The organism is Acinetobacter sp. TR3 (assembly GCF_027105055.1).
Lineage (GTDB): Bacteria > Pseudomonadota > Gammaproteobacteria > Pseudomonadales > Moraxellaceae > Acinetobacter.
Genome location: NZ_CP114264.1, coordinates 3148724 through 3162094 on the forward strand (window position 1 = coordinate 3148724; position 13371 = coordinate 3162094).

Here is a 13371-nt window from a genome sequence, read left to right on the forward strand (position 1 = left end):
CACAATAAAAAGGTTTCAATGGTATTAACCAAATGAATTGATTTGTTTTATTTACAAACAACTTGTCATCATTTGGTCACTACTCTGCCCTAGAATTGTCACAATTTATTGCTAAATTCGACTTTATTAACTCTTTTGCAATGATATTGTCATAATTAATCTTTGTAATAAGCCTGTCATAACAACAAAACGGTTCACCGTTACAGATTTTAAGGGTATTGCGCAGTGAAAGATGACTATATTTTAATTGTCGATGATGAGCTACCGATCCGCGAAATGATCCATACCTCTTTGGATATGGCAGGCTTCCAATGTTTACAAGCTGAGGATGCCAAACAAGCGCATCAGATTATCGTCGATCAGCGTCCTGCTCTTATTTTGCTGGATTGGATGCTACCGGGTGGTGTCAGTGGTGTAGATCTATGCCGTCGCCTCAAACGTGATGAAAACTTGGCAGAGATTCCTGTGATCATGCTCACTGCACGTGGTGAAGAAGACCATAAAGTGCAAGGACTTGATGCAGGTGCAGATGATTATATGACCAAACCATTCTCTACACGTGAATTGGTTTCTCGTATCAAAGCTGTGTTGCGTCGTGCAAATGCACTCAGTGGCGAGAAAGTCATTGATGCTAATGGCTTAATGCTCGACCCAGTCAGCCAGCGTGTGAGCTTTGGTAACAGTATTCTCGATATGGGTCCAACCGAATATCGTTTATTGGCTTTCTTTATGACACACCCTGAACGTGCGTATACACGTGCACAATTACTGGATCAAGTGTGGGGCGGTAATGTCTATATCGAAGACCGAACCATTGACGTGCATATCCGACGTTTACGCAAAGTCTTAGAACCTTTTGGCGTAGATCGTTTTGTACAAACAGTACGTGGCACAGGCTATCGTTTTTCTACACGAGCTGATTTAGCAGCAGGTTAAAATCCTTTATGTATGAACCTTATCCCGTCCCTGAACTGGCACGTGAACATCAACGTTTCCGTGACAGCAATTTATGGACGTTTGCAAAACAAGATCTAAGACTGCTACTTTTTTTCTTATTGATTGCGAGCTTAATTGGATTCGGGGTTGGATACTTTTGGAGCTGTATTTTTGTCGCGTTCGTCGTTTTTTTTATACTCCAACTCCGCTCACTGTATTTAGTCAATGAGTGGATTTCAAATCGTCCCTATGATGTTCCCCCAAATCTAAGCGGTATTTGGGGTGCATTATTATTTAATGTCTATCGAGCGCAGCGACAAGAACGTATCGTTCAAGCCGAAATGGTAGGTTTGATTGATCGTGCTCAATCATCTCTGGTTGCATTGGCGGAAGCTGTTGTTTTGATTGATGACCAACATCAGATTGAATGGTGGAATCCTGCTGCCGAGAAGTTATTGGGCATCAATCCTTTGGATCGTGGACGTAATTTACTGGCTATTTTGCGTCAACCCAGTTTTATTGAATATTTTAATCATATCGATCAAGCACCTGATGGTATCCGTCTACAGGCTCAAATGGACGAAGACCGATATGTGCAAGTCAAATTAACTCGCTTTGGTGGCGAAAGTCGCTTATTGGTGGCGTATGACACCACTCGCGTACATAATCTTGAACAAATGCGTAAAGACTTCGTGGACAACATTTCTCATGAATTACGTACACCTCTCACCGTACTGAGTGGTTATATCGAAACATTTATCGATCAAGATGACATTACTCCTCGCTGGAAACGTGCTTTCACTCAAATGCAATCACAAACCAAACGTATGAATGCATTGGTGAATGATTTATTGCTTTTATCCAATTTAGAAAACAATAAAAAAGTCGCAAAAAATCAAATTATTGACATGGCAAATTTGATGAATCAATTATTTGATGATGCGCGTGCTTATAATCTCGATTATGGTCATACTTTAAATTTAGATATCGACAGTCATTGTGATTTAATCGGCTCTGATATGGAAATTGCTAGTGCGTTTAGTAATTTAATCACCAATGCAATTAAATACACGCCGAAAGGCGGCATTATTACGATTGGCTGGCATGAAGATGGCGATCACGCTTACTTTACCGTACAAGACAATGGAATTGGCATTAATCCAAAACATCTACCCCGTTTAACTGAGCGTTTTTATCGTGTTGACAGCGCACGTAGCCGTCAGACAGGGGGAACAGGTTTAGGCTTAGCAATTGTCAAACATGTTTTAATGCAACATGGTGCCCATTTAGAAATTAGCTCCAAAGAAAACGAAGGCTCAACCTTTACCGCTGTCTTTCCCAAAGAACGTTTGTATCGTATAGGTTAAAATAGAGGGAGCTAAAATTGCTCCCTAAATATTTAATATTACAATTTAATTACAATAATAATATAATAATATTCTGATTAATTTCACCGCTTACACATTCTTCTTTAGACGTAATATATTTTATGAATTCTCATTTCTTTCGTAGTTTCGCCTTTCTCCTAGGCTTAAGTAGTTCATTTTCAGCGATCGCAATGCCTACTGATCCATTGATCGGTACTTGGAAAGTGGTAGATGAACGGAGTGGTTCTTATCTATCGGATATTGTGATCAGACGTAATTCTAAAACTGAACAATACAGTGCTGTCATTGTGAAAATGTATCCTCAAGGCAAAGAGGCGATTCCTACACTATGCACCCCTTGTACTGGTGCTTTAAAAAATCAGCCGATTATTGGTATGGAAGTACTGAGTAATCTTAAAATGCTGAATCTAAATGAAGAATTTGGACAAGGTGTATGGATCAATCCTTATGATGGATATAAATATAGTTTGAATGCGCGTTTAAGCAAAACAGGTAAAATGCTCACAATAAATGCAAAAAACCCGAATAATAATACGTTTAGAAATATGACGTGGATTCGTCTCTAAATTTGAAATCTCTCTTTCAAGTTTAGATTAAAAATCCATAAAAAAGAGCGTATATAAATACGCTCTTTTTTCAAATAATTCTGTGATTTTGAGATCAATAACACATAGATAAAAATACATTTCAAATGAAGGAATGACTTAAACAGATACAATTTTCGACTCCACCAAATGGCTGGGTAAACCAAAGATATGGTCGAAAAGATAATTATAAACAAAGGTATAACAAGGTATCAGAACCATCAGACTTAAATCTAACAAAAATGCTTTTATTAAACTGATCTGCATGATCCTAGACAAATTATTGTCGCGAGTAAACATTATGCTTTACCCGATCCACGCATTCTAGTTTCTGAAACCTATTGGACGACTGATAATTTGTCGATGGCAATTCAGATGGTCGAGCAAGGATTAGGTTGGGGAAATTTTCCCCTTTCTGTTGTGAAAGAGCATTTTTATCAGCAAAGTTTAGCTCGTTTAGCATTTAGTGATACGACCAATGGGTTAGATATGCCGATTCAGGCGATTTGGCCAAGCTACAAACCGCTCAGCCAATCTTTGCAATTTCTTATTGAGTTTTGGGCAAAACAAATTCAAATCGAATAAAAAAAGCCCGACATCCTGTCGAGCTTTTTTCATATTCCTTTCACTAGGTACAACTCCTGTCATACCTCACATCCTGATGCACAAACTTATCATTCTTGTTTTATGTTTTGGAACTTCCTGTTCCTGATGTGTTCATATTAGACAATTCAATTAAAGCTGCAAATGGGATATTCACCTTAATCACTGTAAGAAAAAGCGTACATGATTAAATTTTAGATCCATTTATCAAATAGATTAAATCTAATCTTTAACTTAAATGAATGCGGTTAATCACCTAATAAATTCATATGATCTATTGAATTCGTCATTCCCATATAAGCATCATAGCTTTGAGCGAGCAGACAAATGATAACAAAAGCGATCAATATTAATATTTTCTTTGTCATGGTCATCTTCAGTTACTCAAATAAAGAATCTATGAAAAAGGTATAAGATTTTTACCATCTAATCTAATATAGAAAAAACAAGCAATGATCTAATTTTGAGATATGTGGACATTAAAACAATTCAATTATCTAATCACGATTGTTGAAACTGGTAGCTTTATTGCAGCGTCAGAAAAGCTTTTTATTGCCCAATCAGCACTCAGCAGGCAAATTAAAAACTTAGAAGAAGAACTAGGCTTTGAAATTTTTGATCGCTCAGAGAAAAAAATAAGGCTCACCCCTGCAGGTGAAGCACTATATAAAAGTTTAAAGACCAATCTTGATCATTTAAAAAGCTCGATTGTGAGTGCTCAAAGTATTAGTCGCGGTGAAGGGAGAATTATTAAAATCGCACATTCTAGTAGTATTGTGCTTGATCAAAATAAGCTCGAAATCTTTGAGCAGTTGTGTGATACACATTTGATTGATATTGAAATGAATACTTTATCATCTGAACTACAGCTCGAATATTTATTAAATGGCAGCATTGACTTGGGCTTTATTCGCCCACCGATTTATCACAATCTAAATGATGTAAATTCGATCAGTTTATACACTGCACCCCTATATGTGGCTGCTCATAGTTCAGACTCCTTTTTCTACGAAAAAGAAAGTGTGACGATTCGTGAGTTAGCACAACTTAATTTTGTTTCTGTGCCTCATAAAGGGCGTGGTGGGCTAAGCTATCTGGCTGCTAATTTATGTTTGGTTAATGGTTTTACTCCCCAAAGAACCAAAATCTATTCGAGAAAAAGGTCTCAACTGGAATTAGTTGCGAATGGTTTTGGCATTTGTATCGTACCTGAGGAATTTAAAGTGATTCTTCCAAATAATGTCAGACTCATTCCCATTCATGATGACAATACTTTGAGTGAAGTCAGATTAATCTGGAAAAAGGATGAAGACCCAATCATTAACAGTTGTGCAGATGCTATTCATACTTATTACAATGCTAAGCAGATGAACTTTTAGGAACTTACTGAGTTCAGATCAAATGAAAAAGCCCGACATCCTGTCGGGCTTTTTCGTATTTCGCACTTTAGGTATAACTCCTGTCCTACCTCACGTCCTGATGCTCAAACTTATCATTCTTGTTTTATGTTTTGGAACTTCCTGTTCCTGATGAGTTGATATTAGGTGATTTGGATCGGTACGAATATGGGTCATTGACTGGAATTGGTGTAAGAAAAAGCGTACAGCTAAGGTTAGAGCTTGGCAAAACATACTAAATTTGCTTAAAAACAAGCCGACATCTTTCCAAGTCGGCTTTTTGGTGTTTTCAGGGTAGTTAAATTTATTTAAAATAATTTTTATAGATAGTTTCGCACAAGCGCCATTATGTTAATTTTAGGAAAATTCCACATTACTTACTTGGTAAAAATCAAATTCTAAAACCAATCATTCCAAGAATTATGGCAGATGCAACAATCAAACTTCCGATGAGACCAACTCCCCAAAAGTAATTGATTACAGGTTGCCTAACACCATGAGCTTTAAATAAAAACATTAGTCCTGTTGCAAGATGAGCTAAAACAAAAAATACACCTAGAAAATAATGCGGTACTAAACGTATATTCCATGGATCATAGATTAGTCCTGAAGGATACCCAGTGGCAAAATTCCAGTCTGTTTCAATTCCGAGATAAGTTCTAGCGTAAATAAAAACGGAATTCATGTGTCCTAGAATGAAAATAGATAAATACAACCCTGATGCAATTTGAAAAGTCCGAAAAAAATCGTGTTTTTTTCCGCTCCATTTCCATGCTAGATAAAGTCCGCTTCCTACCTGAAACAAGAATGCAGCAACCAATAATGGTTCGATAAAAGCGGCACGATAAATAACCCGCCCAATATTCATAACGATTTCATATTGAGTAGGTCCAATCAGCCCTACCAGATGATTTCCCAAGTGGAAAATAACGTAAACACAAACAATTAATGCACATATTCCATGGGCAACTCGCCACCGTGCCATATTAATAGGCATTTCTAAAGAAGAGTTATAGTCAGTTGAGCGAAATGCCCATATTGCTACAAGCAGCCATATGATGCACCAAATCCATGGATCAGGAATAGAACTTCCAACAAGAGCTTGTACTACCCCTAGTAAAACATATAGCGTGGGAGATACCACGCAGGCATAAGCTAAACGTCTAACGTTCTTCGGGATGTTCGCATAACATGACACAACAATCCCTGTAACTGGAACTAACAGAGTACAGATAAGAATAAAAGATGCTATTAAAATCTGAAGTAAGTTCATTTTTTCTGCCGATGTGCTAGCAACTTCATGAAAGAGCATCAGCAAGAATGGATAACAAATAGCTCCTAATAATGGAATAAATGAAACGGGATTGAATCGACTTATTCGACTATTTTTTTCAGAAGAGGCAGAAGTAGAAAGCCTACTTATGTTTTTTTGACTTGGCATTAAAAAAAGCTCTAAATAAAAGTTTACAAAGTTGTTTGGCTTGAATGAAGAAAATTTTTAGCAGTTCATGAGCTAAAACGGCTATTTTTACATATGCTTAGAATTCCTTATGTTTGATATTTATTAATATATTTAAATCATTAATTTAGATAAAATAAATTTTTATGAGTTCAAGGCAAATAAACAAATTATTTACATTTTTTATCAAATTATCTGATTGAAAAATAAATAATAAATTTAAATTGTTACTTGATCATAATTGAATTAGAAAAATAAATTTGTTATTTCATCTTTACAAAATTAGCTACGATTAAGAGTAAGAGAATGAACAAACCACATTGGTCACAAGTTGAATATTTACATCAAACAGTTAAGAATCCAAATATTCATATTAAAGGTACAACCAGTTACTACAGCCATGCATGGAGTGATTCATTTGAACAAAGTGTAGTGAGATATCTGTATGGTGATGAATACAGTTTAAAAGCTTGGGAACCTCTTTGGGAAATAGATCAGTTGCATATTGGTAGTTATGTTTGTATTGCTGCAGAAGCCGTAATTCTCATGGGAGGTAATCATACCCATCGTACAGATTGGTTTAGTTTGTATCCATTTATGGAGCATATTGTTGATGCTTATCAAATGAAGGGAGATACAATCATTGGAGATGGTGCATGGATTGGTATGAGAGCTATGATTATGCCAGGAATTAATATTGGGGAAGGCGCTATTGTAGCCTCTGGTAGTATCGTAACGAAAGATGTTGAGCCGTATAGTATCGTAGCAGGAAACCCTGCTCAAAAAGTGAAAATGAGGTTTAGTAATGAGGTAATACAAGAACTTTTAAATTTAAAATTATATGATTTAGAACCAGAAAAGTTTAATCAATTAATTCCTTATTTAGTGCAGTCCGATATCAATCTGTTAAAAGAAAGGTATTACCACTTAGTTAATGATTAATATTAAAATCCCTCAATCAAACCTATATTTTTAATTAATATAAATCATAACCTCACCATAAAAATTTAAAAATGCACGCTAATAAGAGGTGTGTATTTTTAAATTTCATCACAGAAGCGTTCAATTAATAGTCATTTTATAAAACATTTAAGAGACTCTTTTTCAAATCAATTTTTGTTTATGTTTTAATTAGCTAATCAACCAAATCCTATGCAGCTAAAAATACAAATAGCAGGAAAATTAATACAAAAATTAAAAAAACTGATAATAAATAACATTATAGTGCTTAATACATCAACCAGGTAATTGAAAATGTTAAAAAAATATAGACTAAGTCACTACTTCTTTCCATTAATACTATCTTGTTTTTCTATAGACGCCATAGCCGCTATTAATGTATACGGCCCCGGTGGTCCTGCACCAGCTATCCATGAGGCTGCGAAGCAATTTAAAAATAAAACTGGAATTGAAGTAAATGTCGTCGCAGGACCAACAGCACAATGGGCAGAAAAAGCTAAATTAGATGCCGATATATTTTATAGTGGCTCTGAGGCCATGATGTCTGATCTAGAGTTAAAATTCTCTAATCAAATTATAAAAGATTCTATAGAACCGATATATATACGTCCTGCTGCTATTTTAGTCAGAAAAGGGAACCCAAAAAATATTCAGGGGTTTCATGATCTTGCTAAGCCTAATACAAAAGTTTTAGTTACACATGGTGCAGGACAAGTCGGTATGTGGGAGGATATTGCGGGTCGAACTGGAAATATTCAATTAACCAAGTCATTTAGAAAAAACATTGTCATGTTTGCTCCTAATACAGGAGTTGCCAAAAAAAATTGGGAAGAAAACAGTAGCTATGATGCTTGGTTAGTATTTAATATTTGGGGTATTAGCAATCCTGATATAGGTCAAATCATTCCTATAGAGCCAAATTTGGTTATTTATCGCGATACAGGTATTGCTTTAACTCAACATAGTTTGAAAAATTCTGAAGCTAAGAGTTTTATAGAATTTTTAAAATCCCAACAAGGTAATACTATTTTCAAAAAATTTGGTTGGACAAAGTAATTTATTTTTATGAATTAAGCCCAAATAGTCACATTTCTTTAAACAAGTATTAAAGAATCTTGCAGACAACAATTTTTTTAGAGATAGAAATGAAAATTGAATTAACAGATAAAGAACGACTATTTCTAGCTAATCAGTATGAAATTTTAAGCCATCTAGATGCTGATAATTCAGACTATCACTTAAAGTTAGCTGAACAACTACGTGATGGTCATAAGTGGCTATATTCACAAAGTTTCGATAACTTCTCTGAAAATTTATCTGATGATGATGCTGAACTTGTTTTAAATATCTTACAAATCTATCAAATGATTGAAGATGCTTATGATGGACTATCAGATAAGAGCCTAATTTCAGAACATCAAATTAAGTTCCCTGGTTTTGATGGTAATAATGAAACTGAATTTATGGGCTTTGTTGATGCTTTAGAAAAATCCCATTGTTTTACTGATGTAATTCAAAATGGATACAGAAACTCTCATGTAGCTAAAGTTCATGTGTATAAACGAATGATTGCTAAGTGGCAAGAGTTTGGTGAGCCTTATAGTTTAACCAAAGAACAGCTAATCGAGATTTTAGGAAGATAATGAAGTTTTCCTACAATTAACATAATACGCCTTATGCGAAGCTATGATGTTAGAACCTATCTAGAATATTTTCCATGCAAAAGTAGCCTTAAAAAGGCTAAATTAATGAACTGAAGGCTCGTATTTAGGTGCTTTTCACAGTTTTTCCAAAGCCTTCTACATTTTTCTAACCAAGCAAATGATCTTTCCACAACCCAGCGTTGTGGTATGACTGCAAATTTATGTAATTCACTTCGTTTAGCAACTTCAACTCGCGCTCTGATTAAATCATTAACAGCCAAAGAAAAGGGTTCGCCTGTATAACCACCATCAACAAGTACAACCTCTACATTTTGTAAGGTGTCTCTATGTAAAGTTATGGCATCTAATGCACCTTGACGATCTGTTTATCTGCTGTCGTAATAAATATTCCATGAGGCAGACCTTGAGTATCAACAATAATATGTCTTTTAATCCCTGAAACTCTTTTACCAGCGTCATAGCCTTTATTACGTGCGGTATCTGTGTTTTTTACACTTTGTGAATCAATGATGATAAAGCTCGTTTGTTCTTTCCGTCCATTGTTGATACGGGCCTAGCCAACCACATTTTTTTAAAGCTTGCTCAAGTATGCTAGGTTCAGTTTCTGATGGTTTTCTATTCCAAATCGAGAAGTAATAATGCACAGTGCTTTTAGGGGGAAAGTCTCGAGGAAGCATACTCCATTGACATCCACTTTTTAGAATATAGAGCAAGGCGCAAAACACTTCATAGACATCAACGACTCTTGGACGTGTTTGTTTTCTTCCGCTCAATAGTAACGGTTCAATTTCTTTAAAGGCTTCTCGACTAATGTCGCTGGGATATGGTTTTCTCATGGGGGAGAATTTAACAAATTATTTTTCCAATTGCCAAAAAAGAATGAAATTAATATTGGATAGGTTCTAATGAACTTACTACACGATTCACAGTGATAAAAAAAGCTCCTACTTGGAGCTTTTTAAAAATCACATCTAAATTAAATCGAATGACCTAAACGCTCACCCATTACTACAGTTGAATTGGCTTTAAACTGCGCTTCCCACACCATTTTATCTTTTTCAAATAAAACCACAGCAGTAGAACCTAAATAGAAACGACCTAACTCAGCCCCTTTATCTAACTGCATTTGGTGATGTTGTAATTCAACTTTGCCAGATGGTTTTACTTTACCTGTTGCAACAGTTTCAATGCCTGCAACAATCATTGCACCGACTAAGACCACCGCCATACGACCAAGTTCAGTATCAAACAAACACACCATACGTTCATTACGTGCAAACAAACCCGGGACATTTTCAGCCGTGGTTTGGTTGACTGAGAACAACTCACCTGGAATATATAAAGTTTCGGTCAACGTGCCAGCCAATGGCATATGTACACGATGATAATCTTTCGGTGACAAGTAAACCGTTGCAAACTGACCATCAATAAATGGTTTTGCCAATTGCGGATCGCCAATCAATTTATCAACAGAAAAGCTTTGACCTTTGGCTTGAAAAATATCACCTGCTTCAATTTTACCCAACTGTGAAATCGCACCATCCGCAGGGCAAACAATACTATCTGCTTGTTCATCTACACCACGTACACCTTGTTTTAATGCACGAGTGAAAAATTCATTAAATGATTTATATTGATTTGGATTCGTTTGTTCGGCAATACTCATATCAATGCCGTATTTTGCTTTGAATGCTTGAATCACAGCAGTTTTCACCAAAACGTTTTCACTTGCTGCAACTTTGCCAATAACACGACTCAGTTGATGTTGCGGTACTAAATTTTGTGCTTTGATAAAAAGTTGTTTTTTTAAATCTGCTGAAAAACTCAAGACGGTGACTCCCCTGAAATAATAGGACTATCGAGGCGATTGCCCCATTCACTCCACGCACCATCGTAGGCTCTGACTTGCCAATTGAGCAATCTTGCCAATATATACGCCAAACCAGAACGATGATGTGACTGACAATACACCACGACAGGTTGTTGTAAATTAAAGCCTAATTGTTCTAAACGTTGTTGTGTGCGTTCAAGCGAGTGTAATTTTAGATGATTTTCACGGTTTAGGGCAGTACTCCATTCAAAATGCAATGCATTTGGGATGTGACCACCGCGTCGTGCAGCTAAACGTAGTCCAGTATATTCTTCATTGGTACGACAATCCCAGAGCTGAATATTCTGTTCTTGCACTTGCTGAAGTAATTCGTTGTACTCAATACGATGTTGTTGCACCGTCTCTAAATCAACGTTTAGAAGATCAGCGACTGGTATGACTTTTTCAACATCTGCGGTTGTTGGCAAAGCTGCACCTAACCAAGCATGAATCCCACCATTAATCAAACTGGTGCGGTTAAAACCAAGACAATGCAAATTCCAGATTAAACGCCCTGCCCATGCGCCACCCTCATCGTCATAGACCACGACATGGTGCTGAGGGGTAATATTCAATTTCTCAATTAAAGCCTGCAAACCTGCTAGATCAGGTAATACCCCATTGGCCTGTTCATGCTGTGCAACCAAGAATTTAGGCTGTAAATGAATGGCATGAGGAATATGCAATTGTTCATAAACCGATGCTCGGCTTAAATCAACGACACGAATCAGCTCATGTCCTATATAAGGTACAACTTCTTCAGGCTCAATCAGTAAACCCAGTTTAAAATCTACATCAGTCATTTTTATGCTGTTTTGTCATCCGCATTGGGGATGATTTTAGCATAGCCGACTTTTTATCTTTGTCTGATTTTTTGCATTCAATTAGCAGAAAAGTAGATATACTGTCTGACGAATATCCATAATGCTTTTGAGATTTAATATAACCTATCCCATTAAATTGGATACTCGAAAACGTCATCCACAACCTGCGAAATATCTACAAGATATTGTTTCTGCGAAATATAAAAATAGAAGAAGGAAGTGAACAGGTTTTGTGGATGACAATGGTTTTGCCTACTTTTCCCGAAAGAAAAGTAGGTCGAACCGAAGGTTGAACCTAATATTTAAAAAATGCCCAGTAAGACACCGCCATCACCACCATCCTATCAACTTGTTTGCTTAGACACTAACTTCGTTCTGTTCAATATCAAACACCTGTCTTAAATATGCAAGGAAAGTTTCATTGTCAGTCATGGTTTTGCCCGAACTATCGGAAATTTTGGCCACCGACTGACCATTACACTCCACCAATTTCAACACAATATTCAATGGCGTCTGTCCCATATCATTGGTCAAATTCGTCCCAATCCCAAAACTCACTTGGAAACGATCCTTAAAATATTGATGTAATAACCATGCTTTTTCTAAATTCAAACCATCACTAAAAGTCAGCATCTTGGTTTTGGTATCAATCTTTAATTTACGGTAGTGCGCATAGGCTTTATCGCCCCATTCGTACGGATCACCACTGTCATGGCGTAAGCCATCAAACAGTTTGGCAAAATACAAATCAAAATCACGTAAGAAGGCATCTATTCCCACCACATCAGTCAAGGCAATGCCTAAATCCCCCCGATATTCTTGTACCCAAGCTTCTAGCGCTGCCTTTTGAAAATTACGCAATCGCACATCCAAAGCCTGAAAGGCTTGTAAAAACTCATGTGCCATCGTCCCGATTGGGCTAATACCCAGCTCTTTAGCAAGTAGAACATTACTGGTTCCACGAAACACTTTTGGTGCAACCGCATGAAAGGCTTGTACCACATGTTTTTGCCATTCAAAACTATAACGACGGCGTGTACCAAAATCCGAAACTAAAAATGGTGGATCACTCTCTTTTTGTTCTTTAGCATATTGTTCTAACTGAAGTAATTTCTGTTGTAAGCGACGTTCACCTTCCGCCAATACTTCATCGCTACGGATACGGCGGAAATACAATTCATTGACGATCGCCAATACAAAAATCTCAAACATCATCGCTTGAACCATCGGCCCTTCGATACGGATATCTAATCGACCGGCATCATCAATCGTTGCTTGGATAAAACGACGTTTAAGCTGAAATAATTCTAAATAATCAACAAAATCACTTTTAATGAAACGTAAAGAACGAAGATACTGCAATTCATCTTCAGCAAAACGCAATTCACAGAGTAAATCAAGCTGATGATTTAGATCTTCTAGAATCTCAACCAAAGGATAAACCGTATCTTCTAAGTTTCGACAGCGAAATAAATACACGCTATGCGTCTGTGGAAATTGATGCAGCACCACTTGTAGCATGGTGAATTTATATAAGTCAGTGTCGAGTAAAGATCGAATAATGGCAGACATAGCGGATGGTTATAACCGATTCTTTTGCATAATGGCTATTGTTATACAATCAATTGACTCATATTGAATAGTAGACTTTTGCTGCACAACTCATTTTTATAGCGTGTCTCTGCT

The 13371-nt window shown here is 36.5% G+C and carries 11 protein-coding genes and 3 pseudogenes; 8 read left to right on the plus strand and 6 right to left on the minus strand.

What is annotated here, in order from left to right:
- Window positions 1-225: 225 nt before the first annotated feature.
- The 3 genes from phoB (at window position 226) to O1449_RS15125 (ending at window position 2890) form a co-directional block, all read left to right on the plus strand.
- Window positions 226-936, plus strand: a complete 711-nt coding sequence (phoB, locus tag O1449_RS15115; protein ID WP_004659793.1) for a phosphate regulon transcriptional regulator PhoB — start codon at window positions 226-228, stop codon at window positions 934-936.
- A gap of 8 nt (window positions 937-944) precedes the next feature.
- Entirely contained in the window at window positions 945-2303 is a 1359-nt protein-coding gene (gene phoR, locus O1449_RS15120; RefSeq protein ID WP_269238729.1) for a phosphate regulon sensor histidine kinase PhoR, read from the plus strand.
- Window positions 2304-2425: 122 nt separating this feature from the next.
- A complete protein-coding gene (locus O1449_RS15125) occupies window positions 2426-2890 on the plus strand; it encodes a DUF2147 domain-containing protein (protein ID WP_241282303.1) in 465 nt (154 codons plus the stop codon).
- A 138-nt stretch (window positions 2891-3028) separates the two neighbouring features.
- On the opposite strand, the pseudogene O1449_RS15130 reads toward O1449_RS15125, so the two are convergent.
- A pseudogene (locus tag O1449_RS15130) lies at window positions 3029-3175 on the minus strand (chlorhexidine efflux transporter); the annotation flags it as partial.
- Between O1449_RS15130 and O1449_RS15135 the strand changes: the two are divergent.
- Window positions 3164-3493, plus strand: a pseudogene (locus O1449_RS15135) (LysR substrate-binding domain-containing protein); the annotation flags it as partial. The pseudogenes O1449_RS15130 and O1449_RS15135 sit on opposite strands and share 12 nt — an antisense overlap.
- 488 nt (window positions 3494-3981) lie before the next feature.
- Complete coding sequence (locus tag O1449_RS15140; RefSeq protein WP_269238730.1) at window positions 3982-4890, plus strand: LysR family transcriptional regulator; 909 nt, start codon at window positions 3982-3984, stop codon at window positions 4888-4890.
- 409 nt (window positions 4891-5299) lie between these two features.
- On the opposite strand, the gene O1449_RS15145 is transcribed toward O1449_RS15140, so the two are convergent.
- The gene (locus tag O1449_RS15145) at window positions 5300-6349 is read right to left on the minus strand and encodes a hypothetical protein (RefSeq protein ID WP_269238731.1); all 1050 of its coding nucleotides are present in this window, start codon (window positions 6347-6349) and stop codon (window positions 5300-5302) included.
- Window positions 6350-6673: 324 nt separating this feature from the next.
- Here O1449_RS15145 and O1449_RS15150 point away from each other — a divergent pair, with 324 nt between their 5' ends.
- From O1449_RS15150 to O1449_RS15160, 3 genes are all read left to right on the plus strand, one after another.
- Window positions 6674-7309 carry a CatB-related O-acetyltransferase gene (locus tag O1449_RS15150; RefSeq protein WP_269229309.1) on the plus strand — a complete coding sequence of 212 codons (636 nt, stop codon included), beginning with the start codon at window positions 6674-6676 and terminating at the stop codon, window positions 7307-7309.
- 312 nt (window positions 7310-7621) lie between these two features.
- Complete coding sequence (locus O1449_RS15155) at window positions 7622-8383, plus strand: substrate-binding domain-containing protein (RefSeq protein ID WP_269238732.1); 762 nt, start codon at window positions 7622-7624, stop codon at window positions 8381-8383.
- An 89-nt stretch (window positions 8384-8472) separates the two neighbouring features.
- Window positions 8473-8970 (plus strand): YfbU family protein, encoded by a 498-nt coding sequence (locus O1449_RS15160; protein ID WP_269238733.1) that lies wholly within the window; start codon window positions 8473-8475, stop codon window positions 8968-8970.
- Between the two features lie 56 nt (window positions 8971-9026).
- Here the strand turns inward: O1449_RS15160 and O1449_RS15165 are convergent.
- From O1449_RS15165 to pncB, 4 genes and pseudogenes are all read right to left on the minus strand, one after another.
- Window positions 9027-9827 (minus strand): annotated as a pseudogene (locus tag O1449_RS15165) (IS5 family transposase).
- Window positions 9828-9967: 140 nt separating this feature from the next.
- Window positions 9968-10819, minus strand: a complete 852-nt coding sequence (gene asd, locus O1449_RS15170; RefSeq protein ID WP_269238734.1) for an archaetidylserine decarboxylase — start codon at window positions 10817-10819, stop codon at window positions 9968-9970.
- Complete coding sequence (locus tag O1449_RS15175) at window positions 10816-11664, minus strand: sulfurtransferase (protein ID WP_269229306.1); 849 nt, start codon at window positions 11662-11664, stop codon at window positions 10816-10818. Before O1449_RS15175 ends, asd begins: the two co-directional genes overlap by 4 nt.
- A gap of 378 nt (window positions 11665-12042) precedes the next feature.
- Window positions 12043-13257, minus strand: a complete 1215-nt coding sequence (gene pncB, locus O1449_RS15180; protein ID WP_269238735.1) for a nicotinate phosphoribosyltransferase — start codon at window positions 13255-13257, stop codon at window positions 12043-12045.
- Window positions 13258-13371 lie beyond the last annotated feature (114 nt).

What these genes read in the sequence shown, in the direction of transcription:
- phoR (WP_269238729.1), top strand. Translation starts at nt 945, where the DNA reads ATGTATGAACCTTATCCCGTCCCTGAACTGGCACGTGAACATCAACGT.
- O1449_RS15125 (WP_241282303.1), top strand. Translation starts at nt 2,426, where the DNA reads ATGAATTCTCATTTCTTTCGTAGTTTCGCCTTTCTCCTAGGCTTAAGT.
- O1449_RS15140 (WP_269238730.1), top strand. Translation starts at nt 3,982, where the DNA reads ATGTGGACATTAAAACAATTCAATTATCTAATCACGATTGTTGAAACT.
- O1449_RS15145 (WP_269238731.1), bottom strand. Translation starts at nt 6,349, where the DNA reads ATGCCAAGTCAAAAAAACATAAGTAGGCTTTCTACTTCTGCCTCTTCT.
- O1449_RS15150 (WP_269229309.1), top strand. Translation starts at nt 6,674, where the DNA reads ATGAACAAACCACATTGGTCACAAGTTGAATATTTACATCAAACAGTT.
- O1449_RS15155 (WP_269238732.1), top strand. Translation starts at nt 7,622, where the DNA reads ATGTTAAAAAAATATAGACTAAGTCACTACTTCTTTCCATTAATACTA.
- O1449_RS15160 (WP_269238733.1), top strand. Translation starts at nt 8,473, where the DNA reads ATGAAAATTGAATTAACAGATAAAGAACGACTATTTCTAGCTAATCAG.
- O1449_RS15175 (WP_269229306.1), bottom strand. Translation starts at nt 11,664, where the DNA reads ATGACTGATGTAGATTTTAAACTGGGTTTACTGATTGAGCCTGAAGAA.
- pncB (WP_269238735.1), bottom strand. Translation starts at nt 13,257, where the DNA reads ATGTCTGCCATTATTCGATCTTTACTCGACACTGACTTATATAAATTC.